Genomic DNA, 20,699 nt, shown 5'->3' on the forward strand with positions numbered 1-20,699 from the left:
CCGCGGCGCAACAGGCATGAGTCGCTCCCGCATGAAGCCGGGAGCTGCTGTGGTCAGGCCGCGGGCGGTGCGGTGCGGCCGAACGCCGGCTCGTGGCGGGCAAACGCATCGAGCCAGGCCACAAGGGCAGGGAATGCGGGACGCCAGGCGATGAGCTGGCGCTTGTCCAGAAAGCCCAGGGCGCAGGCGAGCGTGATCGTCTCGGCGTTCGTGCGGTCGGGCGGCGGCGGCTCGTGCTCGAAGGCTGCCAGCGCGCGCAGGATCTTGCCGGTCTGGCGCTCGCGCCAGACGTCGGAGCGGTGCGCGGGCTCGTGGTAGCGATCCTCGTAGATGAGTAGCGCGCCGGCGTCGATGATGCCGTCTGCCAGCCGGGTGCGGGTCAGCATGTCGATGCGCTCGGCGCCGCGGGCGGGCAGCAGCGCCTCGCTGCGTGCGACGTCCTGGAGCAGTTCGAGGATCACGCTGCTGTCGTAGACGGGCGGGCCGGACTGCCGGAGCAGGCACGGGTATTTTCCCAGCGGATTCTGCTCTTCGATCGGATCGGCGGGATCGGTCGGCTGCACGGGCCACATGGCCACTTGGTCCGTGAGCCCGAGGACGTCGATGGCGATGCGTACTTTGCGCGCGAAGGGTGAGGTGAGCGTGCCGCGCAGCGTGTAAGGTGCGGCGGGTAAGGTCGTGGTCATGGCAGGCTCGCGTTCAGTGGAAAGAGCGTCCGCCGTCGACGGCCAGCGCCGCGCCGGTGACATAGGACGATTCGGTGCTCGTCAGGAACAGGATCGCGCGTGCGATCTCGTCGGGTTGCGCCATTCGACGCAGCGCGTAGTTGCCGACGTTGCCCTGCACGCCTTGAGCCATGGGGGTGTCCACCAGCCCCGGGCAGACCGTGTTGACGCGAACGCGGGGGGCCAGTTCCGCGGCAAGCGCGCGGCTCAGGTTGAGCAGACCGCCCTTGGAGGCGGCGTACGCGGAACGATTCGGCGCGTTGGGCAGCAGCGACTGGCCCGAGCCCAGGTTCACCACCGAGGCGGACTCGGCTTTCAGCAGCCACGGCAGGGCAGCACGGATCACCAGGAAGGGGCCGGTCAGGTTGATCGCCAGGGAACGATGCCAATCCTCGATCGTGCCTTCCAGCAGGGAACCGCGGGTCTGGATGCCGGCCGAATTCACGATGCCGTCCAGGCCGCCCAACTGAGTGACGGCTGCTTGCACGGCGCGCTCGACGGCGGCTTCGTCGCTGACGTCTGCCTCGATCGGGTGCCCGCCGGTCCGTTCGGCGACGTCGCGCAGCGCTGCCAGGTCGCGGTCGAGCAGGGCCAGGCACGCGCCCTCGCGCGCAAAGAGCAAGGCCGTCGCGCGGCCGATGCCGGAAGCAGCCCCGGTAATGAGGATTCGGCGTTGATCGAGTCGTTTCATGGCTGTCCTGATTTGCGCGGCACGTTGGCGAGTTGGATGTGGGTTTCCCAGTCGATGATTTCCTGGTCGACGAAAGCGGTGAGTTCCCGAGGGGACATGATCATCGGGGTCATGGCCATCCTGAGCAGCTTCTCGCGAAAATCGGGTGTGTCGAGCACGCGGTTGATCTCCTGATTCAGGCGTTGGACGATCGCCTCGTCGGTGCCCGTGGGCGCGAAGAGGGCGGCCCAGGTGATGACCTGGACGTCGGGATGGCCCGCTTCGAGCGTCGTGGGCACCTGCGGCAGCAATGGATGGCGCTCGCTGGCGGTGACCGCCAGGGCTTTCATCCGGCCGGACGTCAGGAATGCCATCGACGAATACGGATCGCCGACGATGACGTCGATCTGCCCGGCGACCAGGTCCTGCATGGCCTGGGGATTGCCGCGATACGGCACATTGATCATGTCGATGCCGGTCGAATGCTTGAGCAGTTCGCCGGCGACCAGACTGGACGTATTGCCGCTGCCGTACGCCAAGGGCTTGTTGCTGGCCGCGCGCTGCCTGGCCACCGACACGAAGCCGGCGAGATCGTCGGCCGGGAAGTCCTCGCGCACCAGCACGGCCAACGGGATCTGGATCAGACCGGAGACGGCAGTGAAGTCCTTTTGCGGGTCGTAGGGAAGGTCGTCGTACAGCATGCGGTTGGCCGCATGTGCGGAATTCGTGCTCATGAACAGCGTGTAGCCGTCCGGCTTGGCGCGCTTGGCCTGCTGGGCGGCAATGATGCCGTCGGCGCCGGCCGGGTTTTCGATGATGACGGTCTGTCCCAGCGGTTCGCGCAGGGCGTCCGCGATCAGACGTGCCGCGCCATCGGTGGCGCTGCCGGCTGGGAACGGAACGAGCATGCGGATCGGGCGCCGCGGCCAGTCTTCGGCGGCCTGCGCCGCGGCAGGCGCCAAGATAGCCAGCGGCGCCGCGACGGCCAGGGCGGTGAGCGCGGCTACTGCGCGGCGCAGCCCGGCGTGCGGGCGCTGGGGCGACCGCGGCCGCACAGCGATTCGATGCAGCGACATCATGACATTCGTCTCCTCGATTCGATATTGTTGGTTGGAGCGTCTCCCGCTGCGCTCAAGGCGGCGGCGGGCGGTGAAATTCCGGCCATTTCCGGCGCACGATGACGCGATCGGCGCGGTAGGCGTGACAACTGTCGATCTTGCGCGGCCTGCCGGTCGGGTCCAGCGGTTCGGGGCGGTGCCGCGCCAGTTCGCTCAGGGTCTGGTTGGCGACGGTGGCCATGGGGCCAAGCAGTTCGCGCATGTGCGCGCAGGCGTGGGAATGGCGCACGCGCAGCGCGACTTCGCGCCGCCAGCCGCTAACCATGCGCACGCCGATGAGGCGGCGCAGCTCCTCGCCGCCGCCATGGCATTCCGGATACGGCACGGCGCTCGAGAAGCTCTGCACGTCGCGCACTTGCAGCATGTCGTCGAACACCAGGCGCACGCCCAGGTCGTGAGTGGGGTCGTGCGCGGGCACCGTGCGCCCGCCGCTGCGCGGCGTGAACACCTTCGGCTTGCGGTCCACCAGTTGCGCTTCCAGCTCGAACAGGCCGTCTGCGCGCCGGAAGCCCCGGATGTCGATGCGGCGAAAGTGCAGCTCTTCCCGGGTGTCGTCGGCGAGCGTGCTTTTCATCTTGGATTTCCTCAGCGGAACCGGGGAGGGCGCTTTTCCAGGAATGCGTCGACGGCCTCGGTGTGGTCGGGCGTTTTGTGGCAGATAGCCTGGTACACGGCCGACAGTTCGAGCGCGCTGTCCAGCCGAGTATGCAGGCTCTCGCGCAGCAGGCGCTTGGTCAGGCGCAGGGCATGCGCGGGATTGCGCACGATGCGCTCGGCAAGGCCGCGCGCTGTCGCCATCAGTTCTTCGCCCGGGACCACGCGGGAGACGAGATTCCACTCGAGCGCCTGGCCTGCATCGATGCTGTCGCCGGTGAAGGCCAGCTCGGAAGCCCGAGCCAGGCCGATGACGCGCGGCAGCAGCCAGGCTCCGCCGTCGCCGGGAATGATGCCCAGACGCACGAAGCTCTCAGCGAACGTGGCGGTGCCTGCCGCGACGCGCAGGTCGCACATGCAGGCCAGATCCAGGCCGGCGCCGATGGCGTGGCCGTTGATGGCGGCGATCACCGGGACTTCCAGGTTGAACAGGGCCAGGGTCAGGCGCTGGATGCCCCGCCGGTAATCGTCCCGGATGTCCATTTCCGAGACCTCGGGCGACGCCTGGCGACGCATGTCGCGGATGTTGCCGCCAGCGCAGAACGACGGCCCCGCACCCGTCAGGATGACGCAGCGCACACTCCTGTCGCCGTGGATGCGTTCGATGGCGGCGAGGAGCTCGGGAATGGCCGAGTTGCCGGTCAGCGGATTGCGCTGTTCGGGCTGGTTCATGGTGAGGGTCGCGATCGGACCCTCTTGTTCGTACAGAAGAAAATCGGGCATGGAGAGGTCTCAGAGCGTGCTGTTGTCGATCACGAAGCGATAGCGCACGTCGCCAGCGAGCAGGCGTTCGTAGGCTTCGTCTATACGGTCCGCCGCGATCAGTTCGATCTCGGCGCGAATGCCGTGCTCGGCGCAGAAGTCGAGCATTTCCTGGGTTTCGGCCAGGCCGCCGCTGCGCGTGCCGGCGATCGAGCGCCGATTGGTGAGCAGCGAGACCGAGGGAACGGCTAGCGGCTGGCTGGCGGCGGCCAGTTGGACGAACACGCCGTCGCGGGCGAGCAATCCGAGATAGCGGTCCATATCCAGCGTGGCCGGCACGGTCGAGATGATCAGGTCGAGACGATTGGCCAAGGGCGCCAGCGCCTCGGCCGACGTGGTGACGACGAATTCGCTGGCGCCCAGGCGCAGCGCGTCGTCGCGCTTGGTGTCGTCAAGCTCGAGGACGGTGACTTCGGCGCCCATGGCACGGGCCATCTGGATACCGACGTGACCGAGGCCGCCCAGGCCAATGACGGCCACGCGCGAGCCGGGGCCCGCCTTCCAGTGCCGCAGCGGGGAATACATGGTGATGCCGGCGCACAGCAGCGGCGCCGCGTTCTCCAGCGGGATGGTGTCCGGCACCCGGACGACGAAGCGTTCGTCGACGACGATCTGCTCGCTGTAGCCGCCGTGCGTCGGCTCGCCATGGCGATCCAGCGAGTTGTACGTCAGCGTGCGATGGCCGCTGCAGTACTGCTCCAGCCCGGCCAGGCAGTTGGCGCATCCCCCGCAGGAATCCACCATGTTGCCGACGCCTGCACGGTCGCCCACCCTGAAGCGGGTGACGTGCGAACCGATCTCGATGACCTTGCCCGCCATTTCGTGCCCGGGCACCAGCGGGTAGCGGGTGCTGCCGCGCAGGCTGTGGGCGTGCTCCACGTCGGAATGGCAGATGCCGGCGAAGGCGATGGCGATCACCACGTCGCTCGGACCCGGCGCGCGCCGGGGGATGAGCGTCGAGATGAAGGGTTGCCTCGGGCCGCAGGTGCAGCGGGCTTTGACGGCTTTCATGAATGTCGCGGTTCCATCGGCACGCTCGCAGGCCGCCGCGTCGGCGGTCCGCAGGCATGCGGTTGCGGCTACTGGGGCTCGATGTTGGCGGCGCGCGCCAATGTCACGTACTTGGCGATCTCGGCCGCGGTGAAGTCGCGCAGTTCATCGGGATTCAGATGCAGGGCGGTGGTGCCGCTTTGCGCCATCTTCGCGGCGAGTTCGGCGTCGTTCAGCGCCTCCTGGACGGCCTGGCTGAAGCGCTGGACGAAATCCGCCTGCAATCCTTTGGGGCCGACGAAGGCGTTCCAGGAGGGGAAGTCGAAGCCCGGCAGCGTCTCCGAAATCGCGGGCCACTCGGGGGTGGTCGGATTGCGCTCCAGCGAGGTCACGGCCAACGCCTTCAGGTTGCCGCCGCGCACCTGGGCCAGGGCGTTGCCGGGATCCGTGAAGGTCGCGTCCAGCACCCCGCCGATGACGTCGTTGAGCGTCGCCGGGGTGCCGCGGTAGGGAATGTTGACCAGGGACACCCCGGCCATGGCGTTGATGGTCGCGATCTGCAGTTGGACGATGGACGTCGAGGCGCCCACGTTGAGCTTGCCGGGATGGGCTTTCGCATGGGCGAGAAAGTCCTGGAAAGTCTGCACCGGCGAGTCCTGGCGCACCATCAGCACATGGTTGGTCAGGCTCGCGCCGGCGATCGGCGTCATGTCCGTGGCGGGGTCGTAGGGCAGATTCTTGATGAAGGCGACGTTCGCGGCCAGCGGGGACAGCGAACCGCACATCAGCGTGTGGCCGTCGGGCGCGGCGCGCAACAGCTCCATGGTGCCGATGGTGCCGTTCGCACCCTCGCGGTTCTCGACGATGATCGGCTGCCCGAGGGTCTGGCTGACCAGCACCGTGATGGCGCGGGCGACGAAGTCGTTCGAGCTGCCGGCCGGCAGCGGCACGATGACGCGGATCGGCCGGTTGGCGCGGAGCACGCGCGGTGCCGCGAGAACGGCAGGCCCGGCGAGGACGGCGCCCACGGCTTTGAGGAATGATCGCTTGTTCAAGTATGTCTCCTGCTTATTGTTGCCGCTGCATGGCGAGCTTCATCCCATCACGGACTTGTATTCGAGGAATTCCTCGATGCCGAAACGGCCCCATTCGCGGCCCACGCCGGACAGCTTGAACCCGCCATGCGTGCCGCGCTTGTTCAGCGGGGCACCGTTGATGCGTACCCGGCCGACGCGCAGTTGCGCGGCCACGGCCCGCGCGCGCACCGGGTCGGCGGACCAGACGCCCGCGGCCAGCCCGTACACCGAGTCGTTGGCGATGCGGATGGCGTCGGCCTCGTCCTCGAAAGGGATCACGATGAGCACCGGGCCGAAGATTTCCTCGCGGGCCAGACGGCTCTGGTTGGTGCCGGTGAAGATGGTGGGACGGACCCACCAGCCGCGTTCGAGCCCGGCCGGCGGTTCGAGCCCGCCCGTGAGCAGGCGCAGGCCTTCTTCCTGTCCGGCCTGGATGTAGCCGCGTACGCGATCGCGCGCAGCCGCAGTGGAGACCGGGCCGAGCGTGGTCGCGGGGTCGAAGGGGTCGCCCTGGATGAAGGACTCCGCCTTGCGCACCGCCAGTGCTTCGGCTTGCCCGAGGCGCGCGCGCGGCACGAGCATGCGTGTCAGGCCACCGCAGACCTGCCCGGCGTTGCGGAACGCATCCTCGATCCCATCGGCGACGGCGCGGGTCAGATCAGCGTCCTCGAGGATGATGTTGGCGGACTTGCCGCCCAGTTCCAGATGGACTCGCTTGATCGAGCCGGCCGCCACTTCCATGACGCGGCGCCCGGCGCGTACCGAGCCGGTCAGCGACACCATATCGATGAGCGGGTGTGCGGCGATGGCTTCGCCCACTTCCGGACCGGTGCCGCAGACGAGGTTGAAGACGCCCGGCGGCAGACCGGCTTCGCGGCACAGCTCGGCAAAGAGGAAGGCGGTGAGCGGCGCAACTTCGGAGGGCTTGAGCACGACGGTGCAGCCTGCCGCGATGGCCGCGCCGGCCTTGGATATCACGGAGCGCAAAGGTGCGTTCCAGGCGGTGATGGCACCGACGACCCCGGCGGGTTCCCGGCACACCACGGTGTTGCCGACATCCTCCTGCCACCGGATCTCGGCGAGGCACTCGGCGATGATGTCGAGTTCCTCGACGGCGCCGGCGGTCTGTGAGCGCGTCACGGCAGAGATCGGGTAGCCCAGCTCGAGCACCACGCTGCGGGTGACGTCCTCGGCGCGGGCTTGCACCGCGCGGGCCAGACGGGTGAATATCGCGGCGCGTTCCTCGATCGAGGTGCGGGACCATCCCTCGAAAGCGCGTACCGCGGCCTCGACCGCCCGGTCCACATCCTGCGGCGTGCCGCGCGGCACGGTGGCCAGTATTTCCTCGGTCGCCGGGTTGATGACGTTCAAGGTGTCTTTGCCTGCGGATGGCACCCATTGGCCATCGATGAAAATGCTGTCGTGTCGAATCATTGGAATCACCAGGCTTGTGTGAGGATTTGCTCGAGCTCGTCGGCGTGCTGGACGCGGCGCGGATTGCCCTTGAGGAACCAGTCTTGCATCGACAGCCGTGCGATCTCCGGCAGGTCGTCGCGCGGCACGCCCAGCTCGCGCAGCCGGTCGGGCAGTCCCAGCGCGGCGAAGATCGTCGCGAGCCTGGCGATCGTCTCGCCGGCGTCGCCCGTCCCGAGGGCGGCGCCGACCCTATCCATGCCCGCGCTGGCCGCGTCGGCGTTGAAGCGCAGCACATGGGGCAGCACGACGGCGTTCACCGTGCCGTTCTCCTGGCCATAGCGGGCGCCGATGGCATGGCCCAGCACGGTGGTGATGCCGGCGGCCGTATGGTCGGTGCCCTGCCCACACAGGATCGCGGCCAGCACCAGTTGACCGCGCACGGCCGCATCGTCCGCGCGCGCGGCCTGCGGCAGGTTTTGCGCCAGCAGCCGCAGCGCGTGCATCAGCGCTCCGTGCGCCAACGCATCCTGCGAGCGGGAGGTCAGGCCTTCGATCGCCATCGACAAGGTGTTGATGCTGGCGGTAGCCACCAGGCCGCGCGGTGCCGACAGGATCATCTCGGGGTCGATGAACACCGATTGCGCGCGGGTCTTGGGATCGAACATCGCCAGCCGCTGGCCGCTCGCGGGGTCGAACACCGCGCTGCCGGCCTTGACGGTGGCCGTGGTCGGCGTGGTCGGCACGATGAACTGCGGCAGCTTGGGTGCCGACAGCTTGGGGCTGCGCAGGCTGCCGTCGGCCTCGGTCACGGTGCACAGCTCGGATACCGGCTTGCCCTCGGCCGCCAGGATGCTGGCCGCGCGGGCCGTCACGATGGCCGAGCCACCGCCCACGGCGATCACGGCATCGGCCTGGAGGCGGCGCAGCAGCGCCGCAGCATCCTCGACCGAGGCAACCGGGCTGTGGCCCAGCACCTCGCCGTAGATGCCGGCGCAGCGCTCACCGAGCGCCGCACGCACGCGCTCGATGAGCGCTCCCTTGGCCAGCCAGTCCCCGCAGACGACGACAGCCCGCCGGCTCTTGATGCGATCGAGCTCCCGGCCCAGGTTCGCGAGGCTGTCGGGGCCGTGGAACAGGCGCAGCGGTGGCGTGATGTGCTGGAAGTTCTGCATGTCCATCTCAGCTCTCGCTCTGCAGTTCGGCGCGGACCTGCGCGCTGATCGCCGCCTTGTCCACCTTGCCGGTGTGATTGGTCGGCAGCGGCTCGCGCTGAAGGCGCCAGCGGCTGGGCACCGCGAACGAGGCGATCTGGCCGCGCAGTTGGTCCTGCAACTGCTGCGGCGCGAGCTCGGCGTCGGTGACGACAACCGCCATCACTTCCTCGCCCAGGTCGCGGTGCGGCACGCCGAACACCACCGCCTCGGTCACGCCGGGAATGTTCAGCAGCGCCCGTTCGATCGCGGCGGGCGCGATGTTTTCGCCGCCGCGGATGATCATGTCCTTGCTGCGGCCGGTGATCCAAAGGTTGCCCTTGTCGTCGAGCTTGCCCAGATCGCCTGTGTGCAGCCACCCGTCTTCATCGATGGGCGATTCCTCGAGGCCGAAGAATCCGGACATCTGCGTGGGCGAGCGCAGCAGGATCTCCCCGTCGGGCAGGTCGGGATGGGGAAGAAAACGGATTTCGACGCAGGGCAGCGGTTTGCCGGCGGAGCCCAGCTCCTCGATGGCTTCCGAGCCGGCGGCGGCCGTTGCCTGGCCGCCGTTTTCCGTCAGGCCGTAGCCCGTGGGGATCCTCGGGTTGACGCTGGGCAACTGGGTGCGGATGCGCTGCATCAGTTCCGCATGCACGGGTGCGCCGCCGATGCTGATGGACTTCAGGCTGCTCAGATCCCTGCGCGATACGTCCGGATGGTCCAGCAGCCGCGTCACCATGGTCGGTACGGCATTCCAGCGCTTGACCTTGTTGCGTTCGATGGTCGCGAGCACCTCGGCGGGGTCGTACCTGCCTTGTGTAAGCACCAGCGTATCGCCGACGACGACTGCCCGCATGAGGGTCTGCATGCCGCCCACATGGAACAGGGGACCCGTGATCAGCGTCACGTCGCGCAACGTCTCATCGATCTGGTGCGGCAGCTTGCGGGTGATGTGCAAGGTCATCTGCAGGCGCGCCAGCAGCGCGCGATGCGACAGCACCACGGCTTTGGGCTGGCCCGAGGTGCCCGAGGTGAAGATGATGAGCGCGGTCTCTTCTTCGCTGAGCTCGCCTTGCGCATCCGCGGCCGCATCGCCGGCCTGCCGCTGCGTCATGTCGATGCCCCAAGGCCCCTGGCGCGCGTGCGCCGGCACCCGCGCCGCGCAACGCTCGTCGGCCAGCGTCATGGCCGGTTGCAGGCTCGCCAGACCATTGCCGACTTCGACTTCGCTCCACCAGGCGTTCGCCAGCACAGGGACGGCGCCCGCGAGAAGGCAGGCCCAGAAGTTGAGCACCCACTCCGGGCTGTTCCAGCCGAGAATGAAGATGCGATCGCCTCGGCGAATGCCCAGGTCGGCGAGCCGGCGGGCCTTGGCGACAGCGCCCTGGTGCAGCTCCTCGAACGTGAGGACACGCTCGCCTTGGATGATGTGGGGCCGCGCGCCCCAGCGCCCGGCGAATTCGAGCAGCCCCTCGACCCGGCGCGGGCGATCCTTGTACATCCGGAATGGAACCCCGCCGATGATTTCTGTCGCAATATCCTTGCCCCATGGCGTTGCTGCTGATGACATCGATGTCTCCGTGTTGGTGCGGCGCACGCGCATGCTCCGTACTGGTGGCCGGGGCCGGCCCCAGGATGCGCACGCCCGCTCACTGCATGTTCAGGATTTCTTGTAGCGATCGAGGATCGCGTTGTCCTGGCCGAGCGCCGGGGCAGGGTTGGCGGGACACCAGTCGCCATCGAACTTGATCGGTATTCTCACGCTGCGGATCGTGCCGGCCTCGCCCGGATACTCGACATCGGTGATTACGCCGGACCCGCTCGCAGCCTCCATTTCCAGCGCCTCGCCCAGACTGCGGACCACGCCGCAGGGAATCCCTGCCTCGTGCAGCCGCTTGACGATCTCCTCGGAGGTGAACCCGGAGAACACCTCGCCGAGCAAGGCGTCGCAGGCGTCCCGATGAAGGACCCGGGAAGCCGCGGTCGCGAATCGTGGATCGTCTGCGAGTTCCGGGCGGTCCATGGCATCGACGATCCTCTTCCACGAGCCGTCGCTGAACGTGGAAAGCAGGACGTTTCCGTCCGAGGTCGCGTACTGGCCATACGGCACCACGCCCGGATGGCGTGAGCCCATCCGCTTGGGCGTTTGGCCGGTCACGAAATACCGTGTGGCGTTGTAGACGGAAAGCGAAAGCAGGGAACTCATCATGCTGACTTCGACGAGCCCTCCTTTGCCGGTGCGTGAGCGCCGCAGCAGCGCGGCGAGGATGCCGTGGACCGCGAACATCCCGGACGACAGATCGGCCACCGGAAGACCCAGCTTGGTAGGCGGGCTGTCGCCTTCCCCGTTCAGGCTCATCACGCCGGATTCGGCCTGCACGATCAGATCGAAGGCGGCCCGCCGGCTCTCGGGCCCCGTCCCGCCGAAACCGGAGATCGAGCAATACACCAGGCCCGGATTGAGCTTGGAGAGGACGTCGTACCCGAAGCCGAGCCGTTCGGCGACGCCGGTACGGAAGTTCTGGATGAAGACGTCGCAATCCGCGATCATCGCGTGAATGAGCTTTTTCCCCTCCTCGGACTTCAAGTCGAGTTCCACCGACGCTTTGCTTCGGTTGATGGTGGAGTGATAGAAGCTCACGTCGCCTTGGAGGGGCGCGATGTGGCGGGTGTCGTCACCGGCCTCGGGCACTTCGACCTTGATGACTTCCGCGCCCATCTCCGCAAGCAGCAGCGTGGCATACGGACCGGAGAGGTAGCGTGTCAAGTCGAGGATGCGCACGCCGCTGAGCGGCAGCGATGCGTCCTCTCGTGTCCGAACGCCATGTTCGCGCGCCGGTTCGGCGCAGGCCGCCGAATGACGTTCCTCACTCTTGGCGTTCGCGATCGACGTGTCGCTGGACGTGGTCATGGTCATCTCGGTTCTTGATTCGTTCGCATGAAGGCTCACTCGCTCAAGCGGCCGGGCGCCTGGGCAGTGCCACCACCGCCGTCCCGGGCATCGCCTGCTGGCCGCGCTGGTTCGTGGCCCAGGTGGTGAGCTTCACCACGTGCTGGCCATCGGCGTCGACTTCTTTTGCGTCGACGCGGCCACCGAGTCGCACCACATCGCCCAGATAGACATGGGCGCGGTACTGACCCGTCAGCGCCTTCAGCCGGCCGGCGTCGCCCATCCAGTTCGTCAGCGAATGGATTTGCCAGCAGGTGCGCTGGATGCCGACGTCGTAGGCGATCTGGGCGCCCTGCAGTTGGGCCGCGTAATCGTTGTAGTGCACCGAATAAACGGGTTCCAGCGCGTGCGTGCGCGGGTCGCGAAAGGCCCACTTCGGATGCTTGTGATAGCGCTTGAGCGCCACCGAGTGCGCGGATACGCGCGGGATGGGCGCGGCGCCCGCTGCGATGAAGGCGATGAAATCCGTCAGCCCCAGCGGGCCCTTGGTGATGACGTCGATCTCGTCGCCGATTTGCACGTCGTCCCAGTAGCGCGGCGTGGCGCCGCGCGGCCGCTCGGCGAGGATCTGCCGCTCGATCTCGGCGAGCTCTTCGTCCTTCCAGGGGTGGGGCACGTCGAGAGCGCGGCTCTCGCGCCGCTTCTGCATTTCGCCGCGCTCGAAGCGCATGCGCGAGCAGATGAAGGTGGCTTTGAGTTCGCCATCCTCGTTGCGGTATTCCTGGCGCAGGTAATCCTTGATGCGCCTGCCGCCGAAGTTGCTGTCGGCGATGGGGCCGTCGAAGCCGTCGAAGACCACCTTGGCCGTGATCTTCTCGCCCACGCGGATCGGTTCGCCGAAGGTCATCTTGGTCTCGGCGTGAAAGCCGCCCAGGCCGGGCCAGCCGACCTGCACGGAGCCCAGGCAGGCGAAGATGAAACTGGGCGGCGCCACCAGCGTGCCGTACGGGCCGCCCTCGGCGTAGTCCGCGTCCGTCCACAGCGGGTTGTCGTCGCCGATGCCCTCGCAGAAACGCAGGATCGCCAAACGCGTGGCGTACTCGTTGTTCAGGCAGGCGTCCGTGCGCAGCTCTGTACCGATAAGCGCACGCATGTTGGCAAGCATGGTGTCGGTGAACTTGCCTTTCGCCAGTTCCTTGGTGATGCCGTCGTTGTCGGTTTCGTTGTTCATATATACGAAAATGTGATCATATAAGCGATAAATGAAATCTATGCTTGAGATGCCAGGAGCGTCAATTAGGGTTCTTCCTAGGTCGAACCCGGACCGTCAATGGCTCGGCTTTCGAGCGGGTACACTGCTCGATGGATCGATCAACAACCTGGCATCACGGGATGGAACGCGAAGACACTCTCGATTCGGCGCCGCAGCATGCTTCCTCGCGAAACGAGCGCGCTGGGAAGGCGGGTGACGGCCCCCAGCCTCATCGCACCGTCGACCGGGTGACCCAGATTCTCGAAGAGGTCGTGTATCACCCCGGCATGACGTTTTCCGAGCTTGCCCGTGCGCTCGGGGCGGCCAAGAGTTCCGTGCACGGGTTCATCCGCGGCTTGCTGGCCAAGGGATGGCTCTACGAAAGCGATCACCGCTTCTACCTGGGGCCGGCTGTCTATGGCCTGACACTGGCCAGTGGCCACATTCGCGCGGGAACGGTCGATCACGCCGATCTTGCCGAGCTTCATCGCGAGACGAGCCTGGCGGTTTTCCTCGGCGTGAGGGCAGGGGACCACTTGATCTACGTGGCCGAAGTGGGCAGCGACGATGCGCAGGGGTTCGAGGCACGCTCGAACATCCGCCGCACCCTGCTGTCCACGGCCGGTGGCAAGGCCTTGCTGGCTACGCTGTCCAGTGTCGAGCGCGAGCGCTATCTGCGCAGGCGCAGCAGGGAGGAGGCCGAACTCGTCGAGGCCTTCATCGTCGACCTGGAGCGCATCCGTACCAGCCGCATCGCCACGAACATGAATCCCAACGGCATGCGCTTCGGCATTGCGACTGCCGTGCGCAATCGGCAAGGCGATGCCGTCGCATCGGTGACGCTGGTCGGCCCCCGACGCGACGTCGAACCGAATGTCGAGGCGTTGGGCGACGCGCTGCTGCGCCATGTGGGCCGGTGGGCCCAGCGTTCGCTGGTAGCGCGTGAAAGGATCTGAGTTCCTGCTTCACTCGCCCGCGTGGACGGCATCATGACGCGATCGGCCCTGCGCTCGGGTCGTATCCACATACGCTGAATTGCGCCTCGCGTTCAGGGTTTCTCGCTGCCAAGCTTCTCGTCGATCCAGGCAAGGATCAGATCGGCAATCTGCAGGTTGTTCCTGTCCATCATCATCATGTGGCTGTTGCCGCGAACGCCGGTCTCGACCGTGGACATGAGGCGGACATCACCCTTGGCAGCGTCGACCCGATCTTCGAAAGCCTTGCAATCGTTGTAGCGGTCTTCCCAAGTCGGTCCCGGCAGCTTTGTCGGGGACGAGAGGTAATCGCCGAACAGAATGAAAATCGGGGTTTTCGCGAGAACCGCGATCTCGTCATCCGTATGAACGCTCGCGTTGCAGGTGCCCGGCTCCACCATCACGATGCCGCGGATGCCCTTCGCATCGATGAGGGCCGATTGCAAGGGATAAGGGCCGGATTGCGAATGGGTGAGCAGCACGGCACCATCGATCTGCAACGCCAGATCCGACAGCGCCTTCCACGTCGGGTTGGGTGCGCGTGAGGGACCGAGCAGATCGGGGACGCTTTGCCTGGACAGGTTGTCTGTCGCTTCGAGCGGAAACTGGGTCTGCGGGAAAGGTTTGCCGGGCTCGGGCCCGATGCGGAAATTGGTCCACGAACCGAAGCGATCCGCAAGCCTGAGCAGGTTCGGCTGCTGTTCGGGTGGCATTCGGCCAGCGCGGACATTGTTGAACGCCGACTGGTCGAAACCGGAGCGCGCTCGCCCCACTTGGTCGACGACGTAAACGGGGTGGCTCTTGCGAACGAAATACTCGTACCAGCCCATACGGCCGTCGGGCGTGGTGTCGTAGGTCTTTCCGCTGAGCGTGGCGCCATGGACCATCACCACCGGCACCTTGGCCGCGCCGTCGGGAATCATGTACTCGACATACATCTGGTTGATGGTGATGCGATCGTCCGGGCCGAAGCTGCCGAGCTCGACAGCGGTCTTGTCGACCTGTTCGCCCCCCACGAAGAAGCTGCCGCGTGATTCAAGGACCAGCGGGCCTTCCGAAGGCCGAATGTCGCGCAGGTTCTGCGCAGCAGCGGATCCCACTCCCAGCGCACCGGCCAGCATGGCGGTGGCGAGCATCGCCGAACGCAAGCGCCGCGCGACCAAGCTGTCAGATTTGTTCATGAGAGGCGATCCTTGTGTGCGAAGCGCACTACATGCCGTGCTTCATGGGCCTAAACAGAGTCCGGTTGGCCACAGCGTCCTCCCGCAAGGGTACGGAAATCGGCCGCTTCGATTAAGCCCAATATCCCGAATAAACTGCTGAACTGATCTCATGAATGATGATGTTGGTTTCCGCACAGGCGGCCCGCGGGAACCCGAGACCGGCCCAGTGGGGTGATGCCCCGGCCACGGCTGGCGCCAGTCGTCCGGCACGCGAACCAGGCGTCGCGCAGCGATGGTCCACGGCGAAGTCGAGCCGGTCCGGCAAGCTGACGCTGATCGAGCGTTTGCAGCAGGAGGGTCCAGGGCGTGCGATGGCCGGCAACGGCATCAACGATGCGCCGGCGTCCGCCATTAATGAGTTGATCTCACCACGGTATGCTGATTTTCCCGTCTAGTTGCGGAATTGGGAGCGCCATATAGTTTTCGGTTCGACGATCGTCGACATGCCGAAGTCGCCTTGCTCATCGCGGACGACGTGGGCAACAGCCATCTGGCGTGTCACGGCTGGCGGCGTCGACGGCGCAACTGCATCGCGCAGATCTCAATATTCCACCGGGCGAAGGGGCCGCGTCGGCCCTGGGCCGGCGGCGCCGGACAAATCAGACCGATGAAAGCTACCTATGACATTCCATAGTTCCGCGAAGGCGGCCAGCCCCAACACTATCCTTGGCGTTGTGCTGATCGCCTATCTGATGATCCTGCTGGATCTGTCCATCGTCTATACCGGCATGCCGGAAATCGGCAGGACGATGCGCATGAGCCCGGTGATGCAGACCTGGGTACAAAACGCCTATCTGCTCTGCTTCGGGGGCTTCCTCCTCCTGTCCGCCCGCCTGGGTGACACATTCGGCCGTCGCCGCATCCTGCAGGTGGGCGTCGTCCTGTTCACGGTTGCCTCTCTGGTGATCGGTATCGCTCAATCGCCCTACGAGCTGATCGCGGCGCGGGCGGTGCAAGGGCTTGGCGCGTCGATCCTGGCGCCGAGCGTGCTTGCCATCATCTCGACCACGTTCCCGGAAGGCAGCGAGCGCACCCGGGCGCTGGCCTGGTATTCCGTTGTCGCTGGCGCAGGCGCGAGCCTCGGCTTGGTGCTGGGCGGCATCTTCGCCGGCCTGCTGTCCTGGCGCATCGGCTTTTTGGTGAACATCCCGATCGGCATCGGGCTGGTGTTCGCCGTCGCGCGCTACATCCCCGACAACGTTCCTACCCAAGGCAAGTTCGACGTGGCGGGCGCCATTGCCTCGACGGTGGGCGTGGGGCTGTTGGTCTATGGCCTGGTCAACGCCGCCGAGGTGGGATGGCTTGATCCGGTCACGCTGGCGACTTTGGCGCTCTCGGCGGTGGTCCTCGGATTTTTCCTTTGGCATGAAGGCCGGATCGAAGTGCCCGTCCTTCCCCTACGTCTGCTACGCAGCCGCGAGCGTTCCGCCGCCTATCTGGCGCGCATGCTTTACGTAGGCTCGATCGTGTCGTTCTTCTTCTTTGGCACGCAATACATGCAGCGGGTGCTGGGCTATTCGGCGTTGGAAGCTGGTCTCGGGTTTCTTCCCATGACGTTGGTCCAGTTCGTCGCCGCGATGGCCGTTCCCCGCGTCACGCGCGTGCTGGGCGGGGTTCAGATGCTGATGGGATCGTTGCTGGTCATCGGTGCCGGCCTGTTCTGGTTGGCAAGCGCGGGTGTCGATGCCTCCATCTGGCAGCTCGCCTTGCCGATGGTGCTGATCGGCATCGGCAATGGCTGTGCCATGGCCCCGCTCACGACGTCCGGCGTGCGTGGCGTGCAAGCCCGCGACCAGGGCGCTGCCTCGGGACTCGTCAATGTCGCGCACCAATTGGGCGGCTCCATCGGCTTGAGCATACTGATCGTCGTGTTTGCCGCCAACGCAGACTCTCAACTGGCAGGCGCAGTGGAAATGAGCCACCAGGTGAGTGCGGTGTTCATCGGAGCCGCCGTGATGAACATGGTTGCGCTCGTCCTGACCGCCATTTTCATTCTGCCGGCCAACCGCAGGAACGAAGGCCCCCGCGCCGCGGAGGCTGCCGCGGGACCGGTGGAGTGATCAGCCACCTCGATCATTGCCCGCGGACTTCTGCAATTTACGGCCCCGCCCGTCGTGATCTCGCCCGTACCGGAGGAATCATCCATGATCACCGTTACCCCCATTGGCTCGCAGCCTTCCGCTCAAGGGCCTGCCGACCATTTCACCGGCACCGTTCGTGTCGATTCGCCGTTCCAGGGTAGCGCGCCCGCGCGCGTGGGCGGCGCCACGGTCACCTTCGAGCCAGGCGCTCGCACCGCTTGGCATACCCACCCGCTGGGACAGACGCTGTTCGTGACGGCCGGTGCCGGACTGGTACAGGAATGGGAGGGGCCTGTACGCCAGATCCGCCCAGGCGATGTGGTCTGGATTCCGCCGGGCGTCAAGCATTGGCATGGTGCAGCTCCCACTACCGCCATGACCCACATCGCCATCGCCATCGCCGAATCGCTGGACGGCAAGACCGTTGACTGGCTGGAGAAAGTCAGCGACGACCAATACAAAGTCCCGGTGAGTCCGTAGGGATATCGCAATTGCGATCCGCACCCATCGCATTGAGGCCCATCCGATGTTTCGCTGGGCTGGTCCGACAGAAGACTGGCTGGGTCCGCTTGACAAACACATTGAGAGAGAACAGCAATGACTGAGAACATCAAAGGCAAGGTGGTGGTCATCACCGGCGCATCGAGCGGCCTGGGTGCGGAAACCGCGCGCCACCTGGTCAAGGCCGGCGCCCAGGTCGTACTCGGTGCGCGCCGCCTGGATCGCCTGGAAGCGCTGGCGGCTGAACTGGGCCTGCCCAAGGAAGCCGCGTTCAAGGCGGACGTGACCGACCGCGAACAGGTCAAGGCGCTGGTCGATCATGCCGTGAAGCTGCACGGCCGCATCGACGTGATGATCAACAACGCCGGCCTGATGCCGCTGGCCCCCCTCGAAATGCTGCGCTTCGATGAATGGGACCAATGCATCGACGTCAACATCAAGGGCGTCCTCTGGGGCATCGCCGCAGCGCTGCCTTACTTCAAGGATCAGAAGAGCGGCCAGTTCATCAACGTCTCGTCCGTGGCCGGCCACACCATCAGCGCCGGCGGCGCGATCTACTCGGCGACCAAGTATTCGGTGCGCGTGATCTCCGAGGCACTGCGCAAGGAAGTCAAACCCTACAACATCCGCACCATGGTGCTTTCGCCCGGCGCGGTGGACACCGAGCTGCCTGCGTCGGTCGGTGCTCCGGGTGTCAACGAGGCGATCGCCGACTACTACAAGAACAACGCCATCCCGGCCGACAGCTTTGCGCGCTGCGTGCTGTTCGCCATGAGCCAGCCTGAGAACATCGACATCAATGAGATCCTGTTCCGCCCGACAGTGCAGGAGCTTTGAGGTTGGTCAAGTCTGCAGAAAAAGAAAGGCCGCGCGTCGATCACGGCAAACTGCCCTAGTCGCGTGGCAACACGACGCAAAACCGCGTCATCGCATCGTCGGACGTCACGCGCACCTCGCCGCCATGCGCCTCGATAATCGACTTGACGATGGCGAGGCCTAACCCAGCGCCTTCTCCCTTGCGTTGCCGCGAGGGATCGACACGGTAGAAGCGATCGAACAGCCTGGGCTGATCCTCTTCGGCAATCTTGCTGCCCGGATTCTCGACACTCACCATGGCGCTTCCCTGATCCTGGCCCAGCCGGACCGTGACGGCAGCGCCGCGCGGGGCGTGGCGGATGGCATTGGACAGCAGGTTGCTCAAGGCGCGCCGCAGCATCTCCCGATCGGCCCTTATCGGCTCGATCCGGCCCTGCAACTGAAGGGTCATGTCGCGATCCTCCGCGAAGGCCTCGAAGTAGTCGAAGAGTCCCTTGATCGTGTTGCCAAGGTCCATCTCCACCCGATGGAGGTTGTGTGGATCGTTCTCCGTCTGCGCGAGAAACAGCATGTCCCCGATCATCCGGCTCATGCGTGCGAACTCCTCCAGGTTGGAGTACAGCACTTCCCGGTACTCGTCGGCGGAGCGGGACTGGCCGAGGGCCACTTCCGTCTGCGTGGTCAGGTTGGTGACCGGGGTACGCAGCTCGTGCGCGATATCGGCCGAGAAATTCGCCAACTGTACGAAGCCGTCCTCGATGCGCGCGAGCATGTCGTTGAACGAGGCGACAAGCTCCTCCAGTTCGAGCGGTACTTCCCGGGGATTCAAGCGCACGTTCAGTTGCGATGAGCGGATCGCGCGAATCCGGGCATTGACCTTGCGAATGGGCCGGTGCCCCCATTGAACGGCCAGCCAGGCGACCAGCAGCGCAATGCACAGCACAACGCATGTGGCCAACCATAGCATGCGCTTGAAGTCTTCGAGAAACGAAAGATGGAAATCGATGTCCATCGCTACGGCGACGGTATAGGGGCCTGCGCCCTGGCCGGCGGCACCGCCATCCACACGAAGTACCGCGCCACGGTAGGACTTCCCTCGTTCCTGCCAGCCCGCCAGCTCGCGGACATTGATCGCTTCGGCGGGACGTCTGCTTGCTGCGAGGGATGACAATTCGGGGCCTTCGCCCGCATAGACCGTCGTTCCTGCGGCGTCAGCGACGTAGTAGAACACCCCATGATGGCCCGCCACCGCGCTGGCAAGGCGGCGGCGCAGCAGTGCATCATCGGCGATGGTGCCCGCATCGCGCAGCGGCTTGATGACGGCATCGGCCACGGCCCTGAGTTCCCCGGCGTCCTGCTCGGCAAAGTGATGTTCCAACGAGCGGACGATGAGCCAACTGAAGGCCAGGAACACCAGCGTCGTCGCCATACCGACCAGGGCCGTGACCCGCAGCGCGAGCGAAGCCGGGCGACGGATGCGCAGGGCCCTAGTCGACATCCGGGGCATCCAGCGTGTAGCCCATGCCCCGTACCGTATGGATGAGCTTGGGCTCGAAGGCATCGTCGATCTTCGCGCGCAGCCGGCGAATGGCGACGTCGACCACGTTGCTGTCGCTGTCGAAATTCATGTCCCAGACCTGCGAAGCGATCAATGAGCGCGGCAGCACCTCGCCCTGGCGACGCGCCAGCAGTTCGAGCAGGGCGAACTCCTTGCTGGTCAGGTTGATGCGTTGTCCTGCCCGGGTCGCGCGCCGCCGCGGCAGGTCGAGCAGCAGATCGGCGATCTGGATGCGGTCGGGGTGGTTGGGCGCGCTGCCGCGGCGCAGCAGCGTGCGCACGCGCGCGAGCAGTTCGGAGAACGCGAAAGGTTTGACCAGGTAGTCGTCGGCGCCCAGTTCCAGGCCCTTGACGCGGTCATCCACGCCGCCGCGCGCGGTCAGGAACAGCACCGGAACCTGCTTGCCCGCCTCGCGCAGCGACTGCACGATGCGCCAGCCATCCACGTCGGGCAGCATGACGTCGAGGATGACCAGGTCGTAGGTCTCGCTCATGGCCTGGTGATGCCCGTCCAAGCCATTGCGTGCCACGTCCACCACGAACCCCGCTTCCATGAGGCCCTGGCGCACGTAGTCCGCTGTCTTGTTCTCGTCCTCGACTACCAACAGTTTCATCGCTTTTCCCTGGCTCACGCCATGAACGCTCGCGCATTTGCCTGCTCACTGCTCACTCTGCGCGACTGACTTCTGAATCAATGTACTCGGGTGAATCTTCCACCAACATGACGCAACCATTACATGAATGTAATGAATGGGTCATGCGAGAGAAAGTGGCGGCTCCCTAGCATGGCTGTCAACGGCA

At 65.9% G+C, this 20,699-nt stretch carries 20 protein-coding genes; 5 read left to right on the plus strand and 15 right to left on the minus strand.

The features are described 5' to 3' along the window. Window positions 1-53: 53 nt before the first annotated feature. From FOZ76_RS07860 to FOZ76_RS07915, 12 genes are all read right to left on the minus strand, one after another. Complete coding sequence (locus tag FOZ76_RS07860) at window positions 54-686, minus strand: glutathione S-transferase family protein (protein WP_170235338.1); 633 nt, start codon at window positions 684-686, stop codon at window positions 54-56. 13 nt (window positions 687-699) lie between these two features. Further along, window positions 700-1,416 carry an SDR family NAD(P)-dependent oxidoreductase gene (locus FOZ76_RS07865; protein WP_143947599.1) on the minus strand — a complete coding sequence of 239 codons (717 nt, stop codon included), beginning with the start codon at window positions 1,414-1,416 and terminating at the stop codon, window positions 700-702. After that, complete coding sequence (locus FOZ76_RS07870; protein ID WP_143947600.1) at window positions 1,413-2,474, minus strand: Bug family tripartite tricarboxylate transporter substrate binding protein; 1,062 nt, start codon at window positions 2,472-2,474, stop codon at window positions 1,413-1,415. The genes FOZ76_RS07865 and FOZ76_RS07870 overlap by 4 nt, the downstream gene beginning before the upstream one ends. Before the next feature lie 52 nt (window positions 2,475-2,526). Next, window positions 2,527-3,087, minus strand: coding sequence for a DUF2889 domain-containing protein (locus FOZ76_RS07875; RefSeq protein ID WP_143947601.1), 561 nt, complete (start codon window positions 3,085-3,087; stop codon window positions 2,527-2,529). Window positions 3,088-3,098: 11 nt separating this feature from the next. Beyond that, window positions 3,099-3,890: a crotonase/enoyl-CoA hydratase family protein gene (locus FOZ76_RS07880; protein WP_143947602.1), complete on the minus strand. Its 792-nt coding sequence runs from the start codon at window positions 3,888-3,890 to the stop codon at window positions 3,099-3,101. Between the two features lie 9 nt (window positions 3,891-3,899). Further along, the gene (locus tag FOZ76_RS07885; RefSeq protein WP_143947603.1) at window positions 3,900-4,940 is read right to left on the minus strand and encodes an NAD(P)-dependent alcohol dehydrogenase; all 1,041 of its coding nucleotides are present in this window, start codon (window positions 4,938-4,940) and stop codon (window positions 3,900-3,902) included. Between the two features lie 68 nt (window positions 4,941-5,008). Further along, window positions 5,009-5,974 carry a Bug family tripartite tricarboxylate transporter substrate binding protein gene (locus FOZ76_RS07890; protein ID WP_143947604.1) on the minus strand — a complete coding sequence of 322 codons (966 nt, stop codon included), beginning with the start codon at window positions 5,972-5,974 and terminating at the stop codon, window positions 5,009-5,011. 39 nt (window positions 5,975-6,013) lie between these two features. Continuing rightward, window positions 6,014-7,429 carry an aldehyde dehydrogenase family protein gene (locus FOZ76_RS07895; RefSeq protein WP_143947605.1) on the minus strand — a complete coding sequence of 472 codons (1,416 nt, stop codon included), beginning with the start codon at window positions 7,427-7,429 and terminating at the stop codon, window positions 6,014-6,016. 5 nt (window positions 7,430-7,434) lie between these two features. After that, on the minus strand, window positions 7,435-8,583 hold the full coding sequence (locus FOZ76_RS07900) for an iron-containing alcohol dehydrogenase family protein (protein WP_246129344.1): 1,149 nt from the start codon (window positions 8,581-8,583) through the stop codon (window positions 7,435-7,437). Window positions 8,584-8,590: 7 nt separating this feature from the next. Further along, complete coding sequence (locus tag FOZ76_RS07905; RefSeq protein ID WP_143947607.1) at window positions 8,591-10,174, minus strand: class I adenylate-forming enzyme family protein; 1,584 nt, start codon at window positions 10,172-10,174, stop codon at window positions 8,591-8,593. A 90-nt stretch (window positions 10,175-10,264) separates the two neighbouring features. Next, window positions 10,265-11,515 (minus strand): CaiB/BaiF CoA transferase family protein, encoded by a 1,251-nt coding sequence (locus FOZ76_RS07910; RefSeq protein ID WP_170235339.1) that lies wholly within the window; start codon window positions 11,513-11,515, stop codon window positions 10,265-10,267. A gap of 43 nt (window positions 11,516-11,558) precedes the next feature. Next, window positions 11,559-12,725, minus strand: a complete 1,167-nt coding sequence (locus FOZ76_RS07915) for an FAS1-like dehydratase domain-containing protein (protein WP_143947609.1) — start codon at window positions 12,723-12,725, stop codon at window positions 11,559-11,561. Window positions 12,726-12,886: 161 nt separating this feature from the next. Here FOZ76_RS07915 and FOZ76_RS07920 point away from each other — a divergent pair, with 161 nt between their 5' ends. After that, window positions 12,887-13,702 carry an IclR family transcriptional regulator gene (locus FOZ76_RS07920; RefSeq protein WP_143947610.1) on the plus strand — a complete coding sequence of 272 codons (816 nt, stop codon included), beginning with the start codon at window positions 12,887-12,889 and terminating at the stop codon, window positions 13,700-13,702. 92 nt (window positions 13,703-13,794) lie between these two features. Here the strand turns inward: FOZ76_RS07920 and FOZ76_RS07925 are convergent, their stop codons facing one another. Next, window positions 13,795-14,901 carry an alpha/beta hydrolase family protein gene (locus FOZ76_RS07925; RefSeq protein WP_143947611.1) on the minus strand — a complete coding sequence of 369 codons (1,107 nt, stop codon included), beginning with the start codon at window positions 14,899-14,901 and terminating at the stop codon, window positions 13,795-13,797. A gap of 155 nt (window positions 14,902-15,056) precedes the next feature. Here FOZ76_RS07925 and FOZ76_RS07930 point away from each other — a divergent pair, with 155 nt between their 5' ends. The 4 genes from FOZ76_RS07930 (at window position 15,057) to FOZ76_RS07945 (ending at window position 18,362) form a co-directional block, all read left to right on the plus strand. After that, entirely contained in the window at window positions 15,057-15,338 is a 282-nt protein-coding gene (locus FOZ76_RS07930) for a hypothetical protein (protein ID WP_143947612.1), read from the plus strand. Window positions 15,339-15,563: 225 nt separating this feature from the next. Next, window positions 15,564-17,003, plus strand: coding sequence for an MFS transporter (locus tag FOZ76_RS07935; RefSeq protein ID WP_143947613.1), 1,440 nt, complete (start codon window positions 15,564-15,566; stop codon window positions 17,001-17,003). 84 nt (window positions 17,004-17,087) lie between these two features. Beyond that, window positions 17,088-17,504 carry a (R)-mandelonitrile lyase gene (locus FOZ76_RS07940; RefSeq protein WP_143947614.1) on the plus strand — a complete coding sequence of 139 codons (417 nt, stop codon included), beginning with the start codon at window positions 17,088-17,090 and terminating at the stop codon, window positions 17,502-17,504. Between the two features lie 117 nt (window positions 17,505-17,621). Further along, complete coding sequence (locus FOZ76_RS07945; protein WP_143947615.1) at window positions 17,622-18,362, plus strand: SDR family oxidoreductase; 741 nt, start codon at window positions 17,622-17,624, stop codon at window positions 18,360-18,362. A 55-nt stretch (window positions 18,363-18,417) separates the two neighbouring features. Here the strand turns inward: FOZ76_RS07945 and FOZ76_RS07950 are convergent, their stop codons facing one another. Together FOZ76_RS07950 and FOZ76_RS07955 are read right to left on the minus strand one after the other, a co-directional pair. Next, on the minus strand, window positions 18,418-19,839 hold the full coding sequence (locus FOZ76_RS07950; RefSeq protein ID WP_143947616.1) for a Cu(+)/Ag(+) sensor histidine kinase: 1,422 nt from the start codon (window positions 19,837-19,839) through the stop codon (window positions 18,418-18,420). Further along, entirely contained in the window at window positions 19,829-20,512 is a 684-nt protein-coding gene (locus tag FOZ76_RS07955) for a heavy metal response regulator transcription factor (protein WP_143947617.1), read from the minus strand. Before FOZ76_RS07955 ends, FOZ76_RS07950 begins: the two co-directional genes overlap by 11 nt. Between the last annotated feature and the right edge of the window lie 187 nt (window positions 20,513-20,699).

Origin of the sequence: Verticiella sediminum (assembly GCF_007558815.1) — a bacterium.
Taxonomy (GTDB): domain Bacteria; phylum Pseudomonadota; class Gammaproteobacteria; order Burkholderiales; family Burkholderiaceae_B; genus Verticiella; species Verticiella sediminum.

What these genes read in the sequence shown, in the direction of transcription:
- FOZ76_RS07860 (WP_170235338.1), bottom strand. Translation starts at nt 686, where the DNA reads ATGACCACGACCTTACCCGCCGCACCTTACACGCTGCGCGGCACGCTC.
- FOZ76_RS07865 (WP_143947599.1), bottom strand. Translation starts at nt 1,416, where the DNA reads ATGAAACGACTCGATCAACGCCGAATCCTCATTACCGGGGCTGCTTCC.
- FOZ76_RS07870 (WP_143947600.1), bottom strand. Translation starts at nt 2,474, where the DNA reads ATGATGTCGCTGCATCGAATCGCTGTGCGGCCGCGGTCGCCCCAGCGC.
- FOZ76_RS07875 (WP_143947601.1), bottom strand. Translation starts at nt 3,087, where the DNA reads ATGAAAAGCACGCTCGCCGACGACACCCGGGAAGAGCTGCACTTTCGC.
- FOZ76_RS07880 (WP_143947602.1), bottom strand. Translation starts at nt 3,890, where the DNA reads ATGCCCGATTTTCTTCTGTACGAACAAGAGGGTCCGATCGCGACCCTC.
- FOZ76_RS07885 (WP_143947603.1), bottom strand. Translation starts at nt 4,940, where the DNA reads ATGAAAGCCGTCAAAGCCCGCTGCACCTGCGGCCCGAGGCAACCCTTC.
- FOZ76_RS07895 (WP_143947605.1), bottom strand. Translation starts at nt 7,429, where the DNA reads ATGATTCGACACGACAGCATTTTCATCGATGGCCAATGGGTGCCATCC.
- FOZ76_RS07900 (WP_246129344.1), bottom strand. Translation starts at nt 8,583, where the DNA reads ATGCAGAACTTCCAGCACATCACGCCACCGCTGCGCCTGTTCCACGGC.
- FOZ76_RS07905 (WP_143947607.1), bottom strand. Translation starts at nt 10,174, where the DNA reads ATGTCATCAGCAGCAACGCCATGGGGCAAGGATATTGCGACAGAAATC.
- FOZ76_RS07910 (WP_170235339.1), bottom strand. Translation starts at nt 11,515, where the DNA reads ATGACCACGTCCAGCGACACGTCGATCGCGAACGCCAAGAGTGAGGAA.
- FOZ76_RS07915 (WP_143947609.1), bottom strand. Translation starts at nt 12,725, where the DNA reads ATGAACAACGAAACCGACAACGACGGCATCACCAAGGAACTGGCGAAA.
- FOZ76_RS07920 (WP_143947610.1), top strand. Translation starts at nt 12,887, where the DNA reads ATGGAACGCGAAGACACTCTCGATTCGGCGCCGCAGCATGCTTCCTCG.
- FOZ76_RS07925 (WP_143947611.1), bottom strand. Translation starts at nt 14,901, where the DNA reads ATGAACAAATCTGACAGCTTGGTCGCGCGGCGCTTGCGTTCGGCGATG.
- FOZ76_RS07930 (WP_143947612.1), top strand. Translation starts at nt 15,057, where the DNA reads ATGATGATGTTGGTTTCCGCACAGGCGGCCCGCGGGAACCCGAGACCG.
- FOZ76_RS07935 (WP_143947613.1), top strand. Translation starts at nt 15,564, where the DNA reads ATGACATTCCATAGTTCCGCGAAGGCGGCCAGCCCCAACACTATCCTT.
- FOZ76_RS07940 (WP_143947614.1), top strand. Translation starts at nt 17,088, where the DNA reads ATGATCACCGTTACCCCCATTGGCTCGCAGCCTTCCGCTCAAGGGCCT.
- FOZ76_RS07945 (WP_143947615.1), top strand. Translation starts at nt 17,622, where the DNA reads ATGACTGAGAACATCAAAGGCAAGGTGGTGGTCATCACCGGCGCATCG.
- FOZ76_RS07950 (WP_143947616.1), bottom strand. Translation starts at nt 19,839, where the DNA reads ATGTCGACTAGGGCCCTGCGCATCCGTCGCCCGGCTTCGCTCGCGCTG.
- FOZ76_RS07955 (WP_143947617.1), bottom strand. Translation starts at nt 20,512, where the DNA reads ATGAAACTGTTGGTAGTCGAGGACGAGAACAAGACAGCGGACTACGTG.